This is a genomic window from Candidatus Thermoplasmatota archaeon (assembly GCA_018814355.1).
Classification (GTDB): Archaea; Thermoplasmatota; Thermoplasmata; order UBA10834; family UBA10834; genus COMBO-56-21.
Genome location: JAHIZT010000052.1, coordinates 1 through 17,935 on the forward strand (window position 1 = coordinate 1; position 17,935 = coordinate 17,935).

Consider the following 17,935-nt stretch of genomic DNA (forward strand, 5'->3'; position numbering starts at 1 on the left):
ATATAACAGCGTTAATAGGTCTACTTGAGTAGGCGATAGCCTTGAAGTGCCCAAAGTGCGGACTGGACCCTGACGAGAGACATTCACCTGAGTACTACTCGAGCTGCCAGAGGTGCTCAGCGATAGCACGGAGAAGAAGGATGCGCCCGGGCCGCGACTGGAGGCTGGTGGAGGGGAGCACTACACTCAGGAACGACTGCTTCTGCCAGGATTGCGGCAGACTCCTGGTTGCGCCCGCGCAATTCTGTCTCGCATGCGAGTTGGGGCGTTAATCGCCCCGTAGTTGAAGGTGTCCCGAGCAGGAATCCCTTCCCAACATACGGCCGGTCCTGCGGAACTTCTTGCCGGTTGAAAATGGGATCGCCTTTCATTCCACACGATTTTCTTCTCACATTTGCAGACGCAGGTTGACCCATTCCGCATTTTCCTGAGACAAGATTCAGCATCTCCGATTTGAACGTCAGTTCGCACCAAGGAATCAGGACGCGCAAGGGCACGGATCTAAGACCAGTTCGTGTCCGGCTCTATCTGAACCTGTACTCCATGTCGAAATCATCCCTGAGAGTCTTGACATCCTTCTTCACGTTCTTGCCCTTGGTCGCGGCCATGAAGAGGTCCGCTAGTGCTGACAGATCCTTCTCCCTAAACCCCATTCGGGTGATCTCACCAGTGCCGATCCTCCCGACCGAGTCGATGATCAGGTTCGACCGTTCCATCCGGATGGAGAAATCGTTCAAGCCCAAGCCATAGATAGCTCTCATCTCCTTTACGTCGTACAGGAGTTGGTGCGACCTAGAGAACCCGAGCTCTTCGAACATGATCGGGAAGCCTCTCTCCTTCAACTCTTTCCCGAGCCTCTGAGTGTTCTTGACGACCTGCTTTGCATACTTCGGTCCGAACGCCCTCATCTCCAGGAGCGCATGGCCCATAGAGGCAACTCTGTTCCAGTGCACGTTATCCACTATCCGCCAGGTCAGATTCCTCCTGATGGACTCGTCGTGCTCCTTGCGGTCTGTGAGTATGATGCCTCCTTGGGGGCCGAAGAAGCTCTTGTGAGTGGAACCGTAGAGAATCTCAGCGCCTTCCTTCAGGGGATTCTGGAACTCCCCGCCGGCTATGAGGCCCAGGACATGGGAACCGTCATACACCAGGGTGGAGCCCGCGTCATCGCAGGCCTCCCTGATAGGCTTCATGTCGTAGGGGAACAGTATCAGCGATGCTCCCAGGATTACCAACTTGGGCTTCCGCTTGAGAATGACATCCCCTGCTGCTTCAGTGTCCAGATTGTATTTGTCCATATCGAACGGCAGCGTGAACGCTCCGAGCCCGAAGATGTCCGGCAGATAGTTGGGGGCGTATCCGTCGTACCCTCCGTTTTCCGGGGGTATCGCGCACATGACGTCGCCCTTCTTGGTGGTCGACACGATTGTGATCATCGCCGCGATGTGGCCCGACATGGGCTGCACGCAGGCGTGTTTCGATTTGAAGACCTCGCGGGCCGCCTCCTCCGCCTTCCTCTCGACCTCCGTGGTGATCCTGGTGCCCCTGTAGGCGTTCTCGATGAACTCGCCGCCGGAGACGGAGTTCAGGGGAAGCGTGTACCTGTTCACGAACTCCGATGACAGGAGCGCCCTTACCTGTGGGCTCGTCTGGTTCTCCGAGGGCAGGAGGTTTATGGAATCCTCAATGCGCCACTTCTCCTGAGCCCTCATGCTGTCCAAGAAGTATGTGTTCTTCATCTCGTTCCCCATCGGGGTAACGGGCTCTTCCACTTAAGTCAATTGTAGATATTGAACCTGTTCTCGTTGCCAGGGTATGAGGGGAACTCGGGCTCTTCCTCTTCCATGTCCTCCTCCATCACTACGTTCACGAGCACGTTCACGATTTCCCGGAGTTGCTTCACGTCCTCCCTGAGTCGATCGATCTCAGCGAGGAGTCCTTTGTCATTCTCTGTCAAATGTGCTCCCCCTTCTGCCGGCCAACCTATCCGCAATCCCGCTATATGGGGCTTGCGCTTTGCCTCTCACTGGGAGAACGAGCGATAGTCGTCCGCGATCTTCCTGTTCTCAGTCCTGTCGCACTTCTCGCAGTACAGACCTCTGCCCTTCTTCTCCAGCGGGCTCCTGCACCTTCCGCAGAGCGCCCGGAGAACTCCGAAGTGTGGGCCTGCAGTCGATAGCTGAACCGAGGGATCGGCCTGGATGACTGTCCCTCTGATGATGTCCCCCGGCCTCATGAGGTCCCCAGCGTCCTCAACATACGAACTTGACAGCTTAGAAACGTGAACGGATGCGAGTGTCTCCGAGGACACCGCCCTCGCGTTCCCCTCCTGTGCTATGATCGAGATTATTGCCATGGCCGGCCTCGTGTCCGTGACCTCTCCGAGCACCAAGTCGCCTTCCTGTAGAACGACCGGCGGGTTGTCCAGAATGACCTTAGCCAGCTTGTCTCTGGGGTCCAGGTCGAGCTCTCCGACCGCGCTAGCGAATATCTTCCCGTCCATCTCGTATGTGCCCTCGCCGGACATGTACTCCTCGGCGATGGCCACCTCGTCCCCCGGCAACACTTTTCGACCAGTCCTAGCCAGCTGAATCACCTATCTCTCAAACCTCAAAAGAACTACTGAAACGGTCTCGGTAGCCTTTCTGTGGAATTCGAACGCATATGGTATCTCGAATTTATACTTTTTGAGTGGCTTGACATCCCCTCCCAGGGAAGATACCAGCCTGGCCACGAAGTCTTCAGTGCCGTCATTGTGAAGGCTGTAGGCCCTCGGCGCTAGCTCCAAGGCCTTCTTGATGAACGCACGGTCCGCGTGCTGGGTCTGTGCCCCGAAGGGCGGGTTCTGGAGGACTGTATCGAACTTGCCCGTTGCGGATGAGACGTCCTGCTCCTTGAAGTCGATGTCGAGGGAGAGTGCCTTGGCATTCCCATGGGCTGTCCGGACCGCTCCTGGGTCGATGTCTATCCCGGTGGCATTCCCGGCCCCCAGCAGCATGGAGCCGATCGCGAACACGCCGTTGCCGCAGCCGAGGTCGATGACCGACCTGCCCTCGATGTCCCCGGCCGTGAACGCCTCCCAGAGGATGTCGGTGGCGACGTCCGCCGGGGTCAAGTACTGTTCCAGTCTCGAGGATCTGGAACTCAGCGGCATCAGCTTCTGAAGCACTATTTCGAGTTGCCGCTTCTTCATGGATAAGCCCCTAGAAAGTGGCCCAGGGCCTACCTGACCTCGTCGATCATCTTCCAGCGCCTGAGCTTGTTGACCTCGGACACGTCTCTTCCATGGACGTCGCGCTCGATGTCGGACAGATACTCGATCGCCATGAGCAGCGAGTCCTTCGCGGGTGCGTTGACGTTGACCTTGGCTTTAGTGAACTCACGCTCGATTATATCCATGGCCCTCGAAGTGTCGCCGTACTGTTCGCAGAAGTCGCTGACGACGTCGTCTACGGCCTGCGCGAGGGATTCCGCTGTGGGCTCCTGGGAACCTTTCTTGTCACCAGAGTCAGTCCATGTCATCAACTCTCCGATCTTCCTGAAGGTTGCCTCGACATTCTCGCCAGTCTTCGCGCTTCCTAGGAGCAGCGGAACCTCCATTTTGACTGAGACCTGCTTGAGTGCCAGGGCGCCGGGCGATTCTGCTGGGGCCAGGTCCGACTTGTTGCCGACAAGCAGAACCGGGGCGTTTGGGACGACCTCACTGACCTCGGGAAGCCAGAAGTCCTCGACCGATTTCACTGTCTCGAGCCGAGTCAGGTCGGAGACCAAGATTACTCCGTGCGCGCCTGTCAGCCCCTGGGTCCTCATCTTCTTGTAGTCCTTCTGCCCCAGGATGTCCCACATCATTAGCGTCAGATAGACGGTCTTGTCGGGAAGCTTGTACTCGAGATCCTTCTTGCTGACTTTGGCACCTATGGTCGCGATGTACTTGTCGTCGAACACGTCGATGACGAATCTGCGGATCATGGAAGTCTTCCCGACCGACGAATCGCCAACGAGCGCGACCTTCTTGATATATCGCTTAGACTTGATTATGCTCACTTGATTCCCAGCCTGGAAGATGAATAATGACTTGGGATGCGATGCATCAGAGAATACATAACCCTTTCCAGAGCCCCACGGAGCTGGCACACAGTGCTCTCGATCCATTTCTTTGGGTGTAAGACTCTACTGGCCTAGCTGAGAATCATGCACTGAACCCAAGTAGGAAAAGCTCAATAATAGATAGCCGATAATCCCCGAGAAGATCAAATGGACAACTCCTCTCCCCAGGCCTCATTTCCCGCTAAGAAGGCGCTTGAGAACTATGCTATCTCCTACATGGGCGCCTACCTGAATACCGTCAAGAAGGAACGTCCGGAGCATGAGCCCTTCCTGGCGAGGAACCAGTTCTATGAGATAGAGGTCAGCCAGATGCCGAACAGCTGCATCGCAATGCTGTTCGAGAAGGCGGACAAACAGAATGTCGTGGCGAAGACCTGCGACTGGGACTTTGTCGAGGGCAAGGTGATGTCTGGCGTCGCATACCTCGTTACCGTGTACGCCCACGAAGGCATCTCAGTCGCTGACGCCATTTCGAGGGGCAAGAAGGACGCGATTAGAGACATACGCACCCTCGAGGACTCGTCCATATCCAAGGCGGTCACGCAGCTGGAAAAGATACTCCAAGGCATGTCCAGAGTTGGAAAGGGTAACAAGTCCATGGTAGAGCTCGGGGAGCGTGAACTCGCGAAGCTAGAGCCAATCAAGGACGCCATCCGGAACGCGGGACCCGAGCTAGACATGTTGCAGATGATAGATGCGCTCAAGAACTATCCAGGAGTTCATACAGAGACGTGCATTGGCGACCAGGAGAAAGAACTCCTTCAGAGGATCGTAACCGAGCTCGGGGACATGTCCGATGTCATCCGCAGAGCTGAGGCCCAGGACAAGAAGCTCGAGGAGCTCGAGCAGGCCATGAAGAAGGCCCTGTCCGAATTCAACAGGACTGTGGACGAGAGGGTATCGAAAGGCCTCGCTGTGATCCTTCAAGCATCTGATAAGAAGATCGACAAGGGCTTTTCCGCTTTTGCTGGAGCCTCGAAACATCCTTCCGACCTGCAGCTCCCGAAGGACCTTGAGACCAGGCTGGAGAGGATCGAGAAGACGGTTGCTGCCACTGTGTTGCATCTGAAGGACCAGTCCAGCAGGAGCATTGCCGAGACGGGGGCTCCGGCCGATCTGGAGAAGCGCATCGCCACATTAGAGAAGGCTCTTGGGCAGCTCGAAGTGAGGATTCAAGAGAGAGCGGCTAGGGCGGATGTCTCGGTCGCGCTTCCGAAGGACATGGAACAGCGGCTCGAGATGCTCGACAAGTCTGCCAGCGCCCTCCAGACACAGGTCCAGCAGTGGATCCAGGCGCAGCAGGCCAAGCCGGCGGTCCACGGAGAACTTGTTCTGGCCGTAGCCGACCTCAAGGAGAACATCGCCAGGACGAACAACAGGATCATCAAGATCGAGGAATTCTTGCAGCAGGCTTCGGGCGCGCGCGTCCGAACACTCAAGCAGAAGCCGCAATGATCATCTGCGCCAGATGCCCTTGATGCCGAACAGGACCGCCTCGTTGGTTCTGTGGATGAGCGGATTGGACCGGACCCTCCTGGTGATGACTGGGTTCTTGAGCACGACCTCGCGAAGCTCTGCAAGGCTCGTGCAGTCAGGAGCTTGGATCCTGCCGTTGCCGATCTCCATGACTAGGTGAGCGTCGGAGACAGCAATCCCTGGTTTGTTGAGTCCGGAGGCGAGGTCGACGGATCTCTGATTGTCTTTCGCGCTGAGCGTAGCGTTGAACGCCTCATAACCGTCGGCAATCTCGATTGCCCCCTTGGTGACCTTGCGTGACTCGCCCGGATGAGGTACTATAGCGATGCCTGCCTGAGCGTGAATCTTCTCCACCGCCTCTTCGAACGAGTATGACTTGATCTCCTTCTCCACGAATAGTGCTACAAGATCCCCCTTGTCGGTCTTGAGCTCCGCGCCGGGAACGATCAATAGGTTGGGCGGAGTGACCCTCGACGCGGCTCTTGCCCCTTCCCAAGAGTCGTGGTCAGTGATGGCAATCGCACCAAGGCCGACATCCGAGGCTCTCCTGACCATCGCTTCGATCTTGCTTCGAGAGTCAGGCGAGTAGAACGAGTGCATGTGAAGATCGACCTCCAAACTCTTGTCCTCCGGTTTCCACACGGATATCCGCGCCTTCACATAATGCTTCGGTCGAAGTCTCCGTATCGATACTCTCTCTGAAGTTCTTGGAATCGCGATTTGGCGCAAGATTGACCTAGCCACACGCAGGTCCCTCTTCGATGGAGGCACATCACATGGGCGAGGCGATGAATCCCGAGGTGCGCGAGTTCGTCGACGACCTGGACGAAAGCAAGAAGGGTATCGTTCTGAATCTGAGAAAGCTTATACTCGATTCGATACCAGGTGTCAAGGAACTGATAAAGTGGAAGACCCTGACGTATCAACGGAACGAGGTCATCTGCATGATTCTGGTGTTCAAGAAACAAGTGAACCTGCGGATCTGGAAAGGAGCCGAGGTCGACGACGAGAGCGGCCTGCTGGAGGGGAAAGGAAGAGTCATGAGACACTTGATTGTGGTCACAAGTTCCGATATCAATCCGAAGGTGTTCAGAAGTATCCTGGCCAAGGCGATGGCTCTCGACAAGAAAGGGCACTGAGTGTTGTCAGGCGGCATTGACCCAGACGCCAGGAGGCCTCTGCCTCACAAGCCTCTTATGCAGCGTGAAGAAACCTCTATGGGCCGCAGAGATTATTGCGTGACATATTCTTTCTCAGAATCTGCGTCGCTTCAGCATGCTCCAGAGCGCCCAGCCGCCGCCGTTCACAATCCCGACCACGAGCAAGGACAGGATGAATACAGCGAGGTTCTGGTAGCCGTTGTAGTCTCCTGCATAGAAGAACAGCCAGATTATGAGAAACACCAGCCATCCGATGCCGGACGCAATGGATATGACGGTCATCAGGATCGGACGGCCGAACTGCATGGGCTGCGCCACGCCCGCCCTCGTAGCCATCCGCATACCCCATGGCGCCCACATCGCGCCGAGTACGCCGACGCTCACGAGCACCGACACGATCACGATTGCCAGGTTCTGGAATATGTCGAAATCCCCTGCGTAGAAAAACAGCCATAGGATCAGGACGCTCACCCAGCCAATGACTATCAATATCGATGCTGCCACTCTCCATCCGAACCCCGGGGTCGTCCGGACGTCGGGATGAGAGTGTTCTGGCCAAGACCCTTGTTGAGGTGATTCTTCTTGTTGTTCCATGCAAACGCACCCGACGTTGACGAAAGACTTTGACCTATTTAACTCGAACCACGAATTTCGGGTGTGTCGACTCGTTCCTCGGCCCAGCTGGAGAGAAGAGAAGTGAGCCCAACCGGATTAGGGCGGGTCAGGCCGACTGGCTAGAGGTCGGAAATTTCCGCTTTCGGAAATCTCATCGCCGAGGATGCGAGAGATGATACAAACCCCTTCTCGTCCTTTTTCTCATGGTCATGTCCTGGTTGCATGAAGTCGTCATATGGGATAAGGGACTACGAAACCGAGTGGCTGACCCTCGAAAATGTCCTTCCTGGGGCATCTTCGCCGAGGAGAAGAATCGAGCTGTTGAGGTTGAGACCCAAGGATTTCCAGACTGGCAAGGCCTTCAACACCATTTCCATACTTGGCAAGGGTAGGTATGGTGGCAAGCTTCGAACCATTGACTGGCACCCTGACACGCCTGCCGAACTCGAAGCCTATCTTGATTTGAGGGACAGTATGGTGATGAGGGCCAGAGGCAAGAACCAGAATGTGGAGATGCCAGAGGACTTCTTGATCTATGAGAGAGATGGAAAGCTGTATCCCTACTCGGAGTCGGGGGTTGACTCAATCATAGGCAGGTTGTCTGAGAGGACACATATCGAGTTCATGAACCACGACCTTCGCCGAACATGTGGGAGAATGATGTACCGAGCTGGAGTCAGGATCGGACAGATAGCTCGGATATTCGGCCACAGCGACATACGCACAACGATGAAGTATCTCGGTCTCGACCATGAAGACATGGCCGAGGCAATGAGCCAATATGCCCAGTATCAGAAAGCGGTAGTTTTTCCGAAAGTGGAAAGAATCGAGCATGAGCCAGATGGTGAGAGTGGGCCCAACCGGATTTGAACCGGTGATCTGCGCTGTGTGAGAGCGCCGTCATAACCGCTAGACCATGGGCCCGACCTGAGCAGGCTGATGAATGCCCGATTGGTTTAATATTCTTTTGGAGCTGTGCTGACCCCATTCTTTTATCAACCCAATCTCATTCATGGGGTCGATCAAAGATGCTAGTAAGGACGGCCGAAGGAAAGAGGGACATCAGAGCTCTCTGGATGGAAAAGGGGGTCGTCAAGGCGATAGACCAACGTCTCCTCCCGAGCCAGCTCAAGATTGTCACGATAAGGACCGTCGCTGAGATGGCGCATGCAATCTCAGACATGACCATCAGAGGCGCTCCTTCCATAGGCGCTGCCGGAGCTTACGGCATGGCGCTCGCATGGCTGAGGAAGGAGAATCTGACCAAGGCCTCAATCACCCTGGTCAAGACGCGTCCGACCGCGCACGACCTCTCCTACGGCGTCAACCTGATGCTGTCGAAATGCGACGAGGATCTGGTGGAGGTCGCAGAATCATTCGCAGATGACATCGTGGAAATGTGCCGGAAGATCGGCGAGAACGGCGCCAAGCTGATCAAGGACGGTTACAGGATACTCACACACTGCAACGCAGGCGCGCTCGCGACCGTTGATTTCGGAACCGCCCTGGCTCCCATGAGGGTGGCGCATAGGCAGGGAAAGAGTATCTTCGTGTATGTGGACGAGACGAGACCGAGGCTCCAGGGAGCGAAACTCACTGCCTGGGAGCTCGGGAACGAAGGCATAGATCATGCGATCATTTCGGACAACGCCGCTGGGCATTTCATGAAGAGCTCAGTGGACCTCGTGATCGTCGGCGCTGACAGGATAGCCAGGAACGGCGACTTCGCGAACAAGATAGGGACATACAGCATAGCCGTGCTTGCGAAGGAGAACTGGGTCCCGTTCTATGTTGCTGCTCCGATGAGCACGTTCGACCCCAAGATGAGGACGGGCAAGGAGATTATGATAGAGGAGCGGTCCGAGGACGAGGTACTACAGGTGGGCGGGTGCAGGATAGGCCCGAAAGGCTCAAGGGCTTTGAATCCGGCGTTCGATGTGACACCAGCTCGTTATGTCAAGGGTTTCATTACAGAAAAGGGGATCCTAAGACCCGGGGAGTTCGCGGGTCTAAGGGGACGATGATTGAGGGATCACCGCTTCTGCGCGGCGCGTCTTCAACCAGGGCTTTCCAGCTCGACTGCATATTGCCACCTGAGAGCGTGAGAGAGTGGACATGGAGTCCCGGTAGCCTTTTTATCCAGGTTCAGGATACAGAGCGCGATGATCCTCACCACCAAATGGTTCGGTTCGTTCCTGTGCGATGAGGGGAAGGTCAGGAAGGCAGCTCTTTTCCCCAAGGATCCGAAGGAGATCGCTCTGAGACTCGAGAGGATTGGGAACGGTGAGATACTTGACGAGGAGCTGAACCTCGCATCATCCGCCAAGCAGGTCACGGACCGGAGGCTCTCCGAGTACGGCAAGAAAGTCAAGTTCGATTCATCGTTCATCAAACCCGAAGACTACGGTTTCTCTCTGGACATGTATCGGGAGGCCACCATCGCCCTCGCAAAGCAGGTCGTGAGAACCAGCATCGGACCAGACGTGCACCTCGGTCAAGCAGTCCGTGCTTATGGCGACCTCGTGTTCACCAACAACATGCTGTCCGAGAGGCTGCACGAGTGGTACGGGCTGCACTTCCCGGAGCTCGAGAATGTCGTGACGGGAGAGACGTACACGAAAGCCATCTCCGAGCACGGTTCGAGAGACGCGGTATTGTCCGCGCTCAACCTCGAGATGGATTCGATTGGTTCCGAGGTCGCACAAGAAGACCTCGATTCCGTCAGACTGCTCGCTCATGCGCTGAAGGAGTCGCAGGCGACGAGAGACAAGATAGAGAGATATGTCGAGAGGCGGATGAGCGAGGTCGCGCCGAATGTCAGCAACCTCGTCGGCCCGATTATAGGCGCGAGGCTGATCATGCATGTAGGGAGCCTGCGGCGACTTGCATCCATGCCCTCAGGGACCATCCAGCTCCTTGGAGCTGAGAAGGCGATGTTCAGGCACCTCAAGGAGGGTAGCCGACCACCCAAGCACGGCATCCTGTTCACACATCCGATGGTTAGGAACGCTCCAGGTTGGCAGAGGGGCGCGATCGCGCGAGCGCTCGCCGGGAAGATATGTTTGGCCGCCCGTGCGGACGAATACTCGCATAATGACATCTCAGGATTGCTCAAGGAGCAGTTGGAGAAGCGCGTGGCCGAGATCAAGAGGCAGCGTCCCGTCCCCCCGAAGAGGATGCCGAAGAGGCAGCAGAAACACAGGGATTCCTCGAGAAGGAACCGATAGGGAGCATTCTAAGAGAAGTCATTTCGCCCGTGCGAGTTCGAGCACCGCTGAGCAGTGAATCCTCGCGGCTGTACCTAGCTGTGAGATACTTATCGCCTCTTCCGGCTGATGATACCGCGCGAGTGCGCCTTTCTCCCCTGGCCCGACGCAGACGACAGGAACTCCGACCTCCTTGGCAATGGTATTGTCATCGGCCTCCGAGAGCCCGCAGACGAGCGAAGGTTCTTTTCCAGTGTAGTAGGTGTTCCATTTTCGCGTCACCTTGGCGAGCTCGCTGTTTGCCTGCGTCATATGAGGAAGGTACGGGTCGCCAGACCCCACTTTGAGTCGGACTTCCACTTTGCTATTGAGCTTGAGCTTCTTGATGGTCGCTTCGATTTCTATGCTGATGTCATATGGTTTTCCCGGAACTGTGGCCCTCATCATACGGATGTGGCACTTCTCAGGAACGCTGTAGCTTGTACTATTGCCAGATATTCCAAGAACCAGTTGGCTCTCCCTTAGCGGACTGCTGTTGTCAGACATGACGCCTTGCGCAGATCGCATCCCCATCTTATCGAGCGCGGTGACGATCTTCGCCGCGTCGGAGATCGCATTCACCCCAAGTCGAGGCGTTGACCCGTGCGCGGACCTTCCGCTGACCCAGATGTCGTAGTATGACCCGCCTCGCCTTCCTATTGTGATCACATCAAGGCTGCCGATCCCTTCTCCGACGATGACCGCCTTCGCATTCCGGAACCTGCCCGCGCTGATGAGCGTCCTGGTTCCAGCGCTGTTTTCCTCCTCTCCCGACACCGCTTGAAAGACGATGCTACAATCAAGCCTCCGATTTGAGTGAGCGATAGTCCTGAAAGCAAGCATGAGCGACGCGAGCCCGCACTTCATATCCAAAGAGCCAAGTCCGTAGAGCATGCCTTTCTCGACCTTTGCTCCGAACGGATCATGCTTCCAGCCGTCTTTGACCTCGACCGTGTCCATGTGGCCGTTCAAGACAATTGCTGGCCTGTTCCTAGGACCTATCCTCGCCACCACGGAAGGTCCATAGCCTTCTACAGGCACCAACTCCGGCGCCAGTTTCCACTTGTCGAGACGAGAGGCGATGAACTTGGCAATCCTTTCCTCATCTCTGTACACGCTCGGAATCCGTATGAGTTCCCTGCAGAGTTCTAGTAGTTCCCTCTCGTCGATTGACTCTGCGATGTCGATGTACTCGTTTGAGGACCCTTTCACGGCCATGATCTCGCCAGGTAGATGGCATAGGCCATCTAAAGAACCTTCAGCGCCCTCACCACATTCGGTAAGGTATTTAAGCGCTCATACTTTACCGATGGAATCGAAGTGAATGCCATGGCTACGGAGCAGGTGGAAGTCAGGGAGCTTAGGGAAGGCCGGTACGTGGTTATCGACGATGAGCCGTGCAAGATCTCAAGCATATCGACTTCTAAACCCGGGAAGCATGGAGAGGCCAAGGCCAGGATCGAGGCCATCGGGATTTTCGACGGGAACAAGAAGAGCGTCGTATACCCAGTGAAGCACAGAGTCCAGGTACCCATCATCGACAAGCGCACGGCCCAGATCGTGTCGATCATGGGGGCCGAGGTGCAACTCATGGACCTTGAGACATACGAGATGTTCCACCTGCCGATTACTGACGATGTGAAGGACGACCTGAAGCCGGGCGGCGAGATATTGTACCTCATCACCATGGACAGGAAGAAGATCACAAGGGTGTGATGATGCCGATTCGCGGCATGCTGAGGTATGCGGACGCGGTCTCTTCGCCCGAGGACGCAGAATTCGTGATAGTTGGAGTGCCCTTCGATAAGACCACGACATATAGGAGCGGCACGAGGTTCGCGCCTACAGTTGTCAGGGAGACCTCACAGACCTTCGAGAAAGAGAACTTCGAGCACGGCATCACATTCGACGATATCCCCGTCCACGACGCCGGCGACATGTACGAGGAAGGCCATGTGGACGAGATGGTCCAGTCCGTCGAGGCGGAGGCCAGGAGTATAGTCTCGGCCGGGAAATTTCCGCTGTTCATTGGTGGCGAACACTCGATCTCCCCTCCCGTGGTCAAGGCCTTCGGTGAGATATCGGTCATCACGATAGACGCTCATCTTGATTTCAGGGATGAGTACCAGGGCCTGAAGAACAGCCATGCATGCGCGCACAGGCGTATTGTCGACCATGTGGGCAAGGGGAACGCATTCGCGTTCGGGGTCCGTGCCATCTCCGCGGACGAGAAATTGGATGAGGCGCTCTACGCCGATGCCTTCAGGATCCACGAGGAGGGCACTGAGAAGGTATTCGAGGAGATGTTGTCAAAGCTGAAGCGAAAGCCCATCTACCTGTCGTTGGACATCGACGGCATCGACCCTGCATACGCTCCTGGGACAGGCACTCCCGAGCCGTTCGGGCTCACGCCCTGGGATGTTAGGTACATCATCAACAGGATTGGCGATCGGCTGGTCGGATTCGATGTGGTCGAGATATGCCCGCCCTACGACAACGGCAACACATCGATACTGGGCGCGAGGATGATGCGCGAGGTAATGGCCGTCAAGTGGAAGGCTATGCACAAGAAGTAGAGACTAGCCTCTGACGATCTTCTCCACTCGCTTCTTGAACTCGTCAGCTAGCTGCTCTGATCTCTCCTCGCTTTTCGATTCCGAATAGATCCTGAATATCTGCTCTGTCCCAGAGGGCCTGAGCAGGACCCATCCGTCCTTGAAGAATATCTTCAGCCCATCGGTGGTATCGATCCTTTCGCCCTTGGAAGATTTCGCCAGCTCTGATAGTACCTTCTGCTTCTTGTCCTCAGGGCATGCCGTCTTCTTCTTGCATTGGCAGTACTGAGGTATCCTGTCGTTGATCTCCGAGAGCTTGCCGTGCTTTGCCACAATCTCAAGTATCTTTGCAACTGCCATCGCGCCGTCCCTGCAGTACTGGAAGTTGGCAAAAATCAGCCCTCCGTTCTCCTCACCGCCGAACACGCCGCCCGTGTCCATCATTACTCTGGCGACGACTGGGGACCCGACCTTGGTGTAGATCACAGATCCATTGGCCATCTTGACTGCGTCCTCGATGCACTGCGAGCCCCCGACCGTCGTTACCACCAACCGCCCGGGCTTGTCGAGACAGACGAAGTGAGCGACGATTGCCAAGCTCCTGTCTCCGTAGAGGTATCTGCCCGTGTCATCCACGAATATCGTCCTGTCGGCATCGCCATCATGGACAAATCCGAAATCGAAACCGCCTGAGCTTACCAGCTTCACGAGGTCCTTCGTGTTCTCGGGTGTTGGTTCGCTGTTGTGACCGGGGAACGCCCCGTTCAGGTCTGCGTTGAGAGTGACATACCTGACACCTAGCCTCTCGAGTAGCTTCGGGGTGACGAGGCTGCCAGCGCCGTTGCTGCAGTCCACTGCCACTCTGAGATTCGCCTTCCTTATCGCTCCGACATCAACCTTCGAGATGATGCCGCCGATGTACCTATCGATCGCGGTCGTGTGAGGGGTCAGTCTGCCGACCCTCGCCCAATCGGCCCTGGCAAACTTCCCTTCGTGGTAGAGCCTTTCGATCTGCTCCTCCCTCTCCCGGCTCATCTCGGTCCCATCCGCATCGATCGCCTTGATGCCGTTGAACTCCGGCGGGTTGTGCGAAGCAGTGATGACCACGCCCCCCTGTACACGGCCGGTCTTGACCGCGTACTGGAGAGTCGGTGTTGGCACTATGCCGCAGTCGAGCACGTTGCATCCCGTGGCCATCAGGCCTGAGGCGCACGCGGACTTGATCATCTCGTTGGATGTGCGGGCGTCGGTCCCGATCATGACAGTACCTTTCATTAACGTACCAATCGCCATTCCGAGCCTGAGAGCGAACTGGGTGTCCATCGCGTCTGTGTTGACGAGGCCCCTCACGCCGTTTGTCCCGAAAAGCCTTGGAGCGGATTTCTCGACTGCCATCGGCACCTCTGATGTTCGAATCTCCAATAAAAGCTTCCTATCCTTGACCGGAAGATGGATTTGCCGGGCCAGTATTGTGACAGGAATCGAACATAGCGTTATCGTCTACAATGTGGCGTCCGCAAGGATTTATAATTCCACCCAATCATGCCCCTCCGAGGGGGAGCAGGAAGGATGGGTTTCAAGGAATGGATAATCCCGCAGGAGAAGCACTTCTTCGACCTTTTCGAGCAACAGGCCGATGTGGTCCTCGAGGGTGCTGAAGCGCTCATGGATATGGTCAAGAACTTCGATAACTTAGCCAAGAGGCGGGACCAGATCAAGGACATAGAACACAAGGGTGACGAGCTGGTCCACACGATTGCGGAGGCCCTCAACAAGACATTTGTGACGCCGATGGATCAGGAGGACATCTCCAAGCTCGCGTCAAGGCTGGACGACATCCTGGACTACATCGAGGCCGCTTCGCATCGTCTGTGGTCATATGAGATAAAGGCCGTTCCGCCTGACATGGTGAAACTCACGGAGGTCATCGTGACCTCCTCCAGGGAGGTCAACCACGCGGTCAAGGATCTCAGGAATTTCAAGAAGAAGAACGAGATACTGAAGCATTGCATAGAGATCAACCGGCTGGAGAACACGGGAGACGACATCACCCACGAGGCTGTCGCAGAGCTTTTCAAGAAACACGATGCAGTGGACATTATCAAGCTCAAGGAGATATACGAGTACCTGGAAGAGGCCACCGACAAATGCGAAGACGTAGCTGATGTCATCAAGGATGTCTTCATGAAGAATTCTTAGAGGAGTCCCGATGGAACTGCTTGGCCTCGCTGCAATCACAATCATCTTGACCCTTGGCTTTGACTTCGTGAACGGCTTTCACGACTCAGCGAACTCCATAGCGACCATAGTCGCCACAAAGGTGTTGTCACCGATCGCGGCCGTGAGCATGGCCGCAGTATTCAACTTCGTCGGCATCGTCGTCGGTCAGGAGGTCGCCAAGACCGTTGGCAAGGGCATAATCGACACAGACATCGTCTTTGAGCACGGCGTCCTGCTGGTGTTCTGCGCCGTCATGGGGGCGCTCATCTGGGACCTCATCACGTGGTGGTTCGGCATCCCGACCTCCAGCAGCCACGCGCTTGTCGGTGGTCTCATAGGAGCGGGCGGCGCAGTGGCTGGTTTGGATGCCATAGTCTGGGGAGGCACGCTCAAGACCTCGTCTTTCATCGTGATTTCTCCGCTGGCTGGATTGACCGCCGCATTTCTGCTTATGATCCTGGTGATGTGGATTGCCAGGGGATTCACGAGAACTCTCGTGAATAAGTGGTTCAGAAAGCTGCAGCTTGGCTCGTCCGCCTTCTACTCCTTCACGCACGGCACGAATGATGCTCAGAAGGGAATGGGAGTAATCACGCTAATACTATTGATCAACGCGCCTGGTGCTTCTGGGTCCAGCGAGTTCGTGGTACCGCTCTGGGTCATGGTGGCCTGTCACTTGTCGATCTCCCTGGGCACCTTCTTCGGCGGCTGGAGGATAGTCAAGACGATGGCGTCGAGGATCACCAAGCTGGATCCGTATCAAGGGTTCTGCGCTGAGACGGGTGGGGCAATCATGTTGTTCGCGACGGCCAAGCTGGGCATACCTGTCAGCACGACGCACACGATCTCCGGAGGCATAATGGGCGTAGGCGCGACGCGTCGTCTGTCTGCGGTCAGATGGGGTGTCGGAAGGAAGATCGTCATGGCATGGATACTCACGATCCCTGCCTCCGCGACCATTGCTGGTGCGCTGTTCCTGATCCTCTTGGGTTTGGGATTCTGATCGCAGCTCACGACCTATGGCTGGCCTTTCTGCGCTCCTGCCAGCGGTAGATCAGGTAAGTGACAAAAAGAGCAAACCCGAGCGCGACCCCAACCGCCACTTCATCTGAGAGGCCGACGGCTCTCGCAGCCAAAGCTGCCGCCGCCATCGCCCCCCATGGGATCAAAATCAGAACGAAGAGCTCCCAAGGCTTGGTCCTTCTCTTCCTGATCTTCTTTGCCATGCAATCACCCTAGACGTCCTTCTCGTCTGGCACGGCATTGCTGACAATGGTGGATATGACCTCTTCGCCGTCGGGGATCGTCACGCCGGAATCCACTATCGAATCTACGATCCGGCACCCGGTGCCTATTCTGGCGTCCTCAAGAACTACCGAGCTTTCCACTCGGGAACGAAGCCCAACGATGGCTCTCTCGGACACATAGGCACGAGGTCCTATCACCGCCCCTGCAACGACGGCTTCCTCACAAATGATGAACGGGTTCCTCAGGGTCGCACCCTCGGTCACGCACTTCTTGTGGAGAGTCTTGGATTCCTTCCCCATGAGCGTCCAAAAAGCATCTAGCACGTTCTCGCGCCTGCCGCAGTCTATCCAGTAGCCGTCGAACTTCATACCGTACATCCCCTTATCGAGGATCTTCGGGAACACCTCGCGCTCCATGGACACGAAGCCCTTTCCTATGTAGTCGAGCACTTCATGCTCGAGCGCGTACGCGCCCGCATTTATCAGGTTCGAGAAAGCCTCCTCTCGCTTGGGCTTCTCCTGGAACCTCCTGATCCGGGCGTCCTTGTCGAGGTCGACAACCCCATAGGGTGTGGGATCGTCCACCGGCCAGAGGGATATAGAGGCGATGCCCTTCTTCCTCCTGTGGAACTTGATGAACTTGCCTATGTCGAGCGATGAGATGCTGTCGCCGTTGATCACGAGGAACTGGCCGTCTATGTGGTCCTCGACATTCTTGACGGCCCCACCTGTGCCCATAGGCTTAGGCTCGTCAACGAGCGTTATCTTCCGCTTCGGCTTGCTCTTCAGAAGGTACTCCTCCATCACGTCCTTCTTGTAGCTAACGGGGACGACGACCTCGTCCACTTCCCTCGGGATCGAATCGATGACATGCATTATCAGAGGTTTGCCGACGACAGGGACCAGTGGTTTGGGAATGCGATATGTCAGCGGTCTCAACCGCGTGCCCATGCCTCCGACCAGCAGTACGGCCTTCACGGCATTCTGCATGCCGTTCGTTCGTATAAAGACATCTTGTGCTCCATTCTCTGCGTGACGGCGCTGACGCTGGCAGAACGGAAATCAGAGAACATTCGACCGTTTCAGAGGGGCGAGATGCTTACGACGTTGTTCCCGCGGAGAATGACGGTGCCCAGGCGCTTCACGTTCTCGCCGTACGTCTCCTCCGTGTCCTCAAGAACCATGTTCAGATAGTCGTCGAAGCCAGCGAGTGTGCCTACGAGAGACCTGCTGTCTTTCAGCAGGAGCGAGACCTTCTTGTTCATGGATTTCTCTAACAAACTTAGAGGCATCACCATCTTGAATCACGC

At 56.1% G+C, this 17,935-nt stretch carries 21 protein-coding genes and 1 tRNA gene; 9 read left to right on the plus strand and 13 right to left on the minus strand.

From position 1 onward, the window contains the following. Positions 1 to 524: 524 nt before the first annotated feature. The 5 genes from KJ653_03365 to KJ653_03385 form a co-directional block, all read right to left on the minus strand. Entirely contained in the window at positions 525 to 1,772 is a 1,248-nt protein-coding gene (locus KJ653_03365) for a serine hydroxymethyltransferase (GenBank protein ID MBU0684873.1), read from the minus strand. 5 nt (positions 1,773 to 1,777) lie between these two features. Continuing rightward, positions 1,778 to 1,957 carry a hypothetical protein gene (locus KJ653_03370; GenBank protein ID MBU0684874.1) on the minus strand — a complete coding sequence of 60 codons (180 nt, stop codon included), beginning with the start codon at positions 1,955 to 1,957 and terminating at the stop codon, positions 1,778 to 1,780. A 66-nt stretch (positions 1,958 to 2,023) separates the two neighbouring features. Further along, on the minus strand, positions 2,024 to 2,563 hold the full coding sequence (locus KJ653_03375) for an exosome complex RNA-binding protein Csl4 (GenBank protein ID MBU0684875.1): 540 nt from the start codon (positions 2,561 to 2,563) through the stop codon (positions 2,024 to 2,026). A gap of 33 nt (positions 2,564 to 2,596) precedes the next feature. Next, positions 2,597 to 3,193 carry an METTL5 family protein gene (locus tag KJ653_03380; protein MBU0684876.1) on the minus strand — a complete coding sequence of 199 codons (597 nt, stop codon included), beginning with the start codon at positions 3,191 to 3,193 and terminating at the stop codon, positions 2,597 to 2,599. A gap of 29 nt (positions 3,194 to 3,222) precedes the next feature. Further along, positions 3,223 to 4,044: a GTP-binding protein gene (locus KJ653_03385; protein ID MBU0684877.1), complete on the minus strand. Its 822-nt coding sequence runs from the start codon at positions 4,042 to 4,044 to the stop codon at positions 3,223 to 3,225. Positions 4,045 to 4,254: 210 nt separating this feature from the next. Between KJ653_03385 and KJ653_03390 the strand changes: the two genes are divergently transcribed. Continuing rightward, complete coding sequence (locus KJ653_03390; protein ID MBU0684878.1) at positions 4,255 to 5,562, plus strand: hypothetical protein; 1,308 nt, start codon at positions 4,255 to 4,257, stop codon at positions 5,560 to 5,562. On the opposite strand, the gene KJ653_03395 is transcribed toward KJ653_03390, so the two are convergent. Further along, positions 5,563 to 6,201 carry a PHP domain-containing protein gene (locus KJ653_03395; GenBank protein MBU0684879.1) on the minus strand — a complete coding sequence of 213 codons (639 nt, stop codon included), beginning with the start codon at positions 6,199 to 6,201 and terminating at the stop codon, positions 5,563 to 5,565. Between the two features lie 143 nt (positions 6,202 to 6,344). On the opposite strand from KJ653_03395, the gene KJ653_03400 reads away from it, so the two are divergent. Continuing rightward, the gene (locus KJ653_03400; protein ID MBU0684880.1) at positions 6,345 to 6,722 is read left to right on the plus strand and encodes a DUF1801 domain-containing protein; all 378 of its coding nucleotides are present in this window, start codon (positions 6,345 to 6,347) and stop codon (positions 6,720 to 6,722) included. 114 nt (positions 6,723 to 6,836) lie between these two features. On the opposite strand, the gene KJ653_03405 is transcribed toward KJ653_03400, so the two are convergent. Continuing rightward, on the minus strand, positions 6,837 to 7,247 hold the full coding sequence (locus tag KJ653_03405) for a hypothetical protein (protein MBU0684881.1): 411 nt from the start codon (positions 7,245 to 7,247) through the stop codon (positions 6,837 to 6,839). 333 nt (positions 7,248 to 7,580) lie between these two features. Between KJ653_03405 and KJ653_03410 the strand changes: the two genes are divergently transcribed. Then, positions 7,581 to 8,228 carry a site-specific integrase gene (locus KJ653_03410; GenBank protein MBU0684882.1) on the plus strand — a complete coding sequence of 216 codons (648 nt, stop codon included), beginning with the start codon at positions 7,581 to 7,583 and terminating at the stop codon, positions 8,226 to 8,228. On the opposite strand, the gene KJ653_03415 is transcribed toward KJ653_03410, so the two are convergent. Further along, positions 8,210 to 8,282: transfer RNA gene (locus KJ653_03415), tRNA-Val, on the minus strand. The genes KJ653_03410 and KJ653_03415 overlap by 19 nt on opposite strands. A 104-nt stretch (positions 8,283 to 8,386) precedes the next feature. Here KJ653_03415 and mtnA point away from each other — a divergent pair. Both mtnA and KJ653_03425 read left to right on the plus strand, forming a co-directional pair. Next, the gene (gene mtnA, locus KJ653_03420; GenBank protein ID MBU0684883.1) at positions 8,387 to 9,382 is read left to right on the plus strand and encodes an S-methyl-5-thioribose-1-phosphate isomerase; all 996 of its coding nucleotides are present in this window, start codon (positions 8,387 to 8,389) and stop codon (positions 9,380 to 9,382) included. Between the two features lie 138 nt (positions 9,383 to 9,520). After that, positions 9,521 to 10,585 carry a ribosomal biogenesis protein gene (locus KJ653_03425; protein ID MBU0684884.1) on the plus strand — a complete coding sequence of 355 codons (1,065 nt, stop codon included), beginning with the start codon at positions 9,521 to 9,523 and terminating at the stop codon, positions 10,583 to 10,585. Between the two features lie 18 nt (positions 10,586 to 10,603). Here KJ653_03425 and KJ653_03430 read toward each other — a convergent pair whose 3' ends face one another. Next, positions 10,604 to 11,821, minus strand: a complete 1,218-nt coding sequence (locus tag KJ653_03430) for a M20/M25/M40 family metallo-hydrolase (GenBank protein ID MBU0684885.1) — start codon at positions 11,819 to 11,821, stop codon at positions 10,604 to 10,606. A gap of 111 nt (positions 11,822 to 11,932) precedes the next feature. Here KJ653_03430 and KJ653_03435 point away from each other — a divergent pair, with 111 nt between their 5' ends. Continuing rightward, positions 11,933 to 12,319 carry a translation initiation factor IF-5A gene (locus tag KJ653_03435; GenBank protein MBU0684886.1) on the plus strand — a complete coding sequence of 129 codons (387 nt, stop codon included), beginning with the start codon at positions 11,933 to 11,935 and terminating at the stop codon, positions 12,317 to 12,319. Positions 12,320 to 12,321: 2 nt separating this feature from the next. Further along, positions 12,322 to 13,179, plus strand: a complete 858-nt coding sequence (gene speB, locus KJ653_03440; GenBank protein MBU0684887.1) for an agmatinase — start codon at positions 12,322 to 12,324, stop codon at positions 13,177 to 13,179. Between the two features lie 3 nt (positions 13,180 to 13,182). Here the strand turns inward: speB and glmM are convergent, their stop codons facing one another. After that, positions 13,183 to 14,553, minus strand: coding sequence for a phosphoglucosamine mutase (gene glmM, locus KJ653_03445; protein ID MBU0684888.1), 1,371 nt, complete (start codon positions 14,551 to 14,553; stop codon positions 13,183 to 13,185). Positions 14,554 to 14,727: 174 nt separating this feature from the next. On the opposite strand from glmM, the gene KJ653_03450 reads away from it, so the two are divergent. Further along, positions 14,728 to 15,357 carry a DUF47 family protein gene (locus tag KJ653_03450; protein MBU0684889.1) on the plus strand — a complete coding sequence of 210 codons (630 nt, stop codon included), beginning with the start codon at positions 14,728 to 14,730 and terminating at the stop codon, positions 15,355 to 15,357. A 10-nt stretch (positions 15,358 to 15,367) separates the two neighbouring features. Next, positions 15,368 to 16,381, plus strand: a complete 1,014-nt coding sequence (locus KJ653_03455) for an inorganic phosphate transporter (protein ID MBU0684890.1) — start codon at positions 15,368 to 15,370, stop codon at positions 16,379 to 16,381. A gap of 7 nt (positions 16,382 to 16,388) precedes the next feature. On the opposite strand, the gene KJ653_03460 is transcribed toward KJ653_03455, so the two are convergent. The 3 genes from KJ653_03460 to KJ653_03470 form a co-directional block, all read right to left on the minus strand. Then, entirely contained in the window at positions 16,389 to 16,604 is a 216-nt protein-coding gene (locus tag KJ653_03460; protein MBU0684891.1) for a hypothetical protein, read from the minus strand. Positions 16,605 to 16,613: 9 nt separating this feature from the next. Further along, positions 16,614 to 17,603: an NDP-sugar synthase gene (locus KJ653_03465; protein MBU0684892.1), complete on the minus strand. Its 990-nt coding sequence runs from the start codon at positions 17,601 to 17,603 to the stop codon at positions 16,614 to 16,616. Positions 17,604 to 17,707: 104 nt separating this feature from the next. After that, positions 17,708 to 17,923: an RNA-binding protein gene (locus KJ653_03470; protein ID MBU0684893.1), complete on the minus strand. Its 216-nt coding sequence runs from the start codon at positions 17,921 to 17,923 to the stop codon at positions 17,708 to 17,710. Between the last annotated feature and the right edge of the window lie 12 nt (positions 17,924 to 17,935).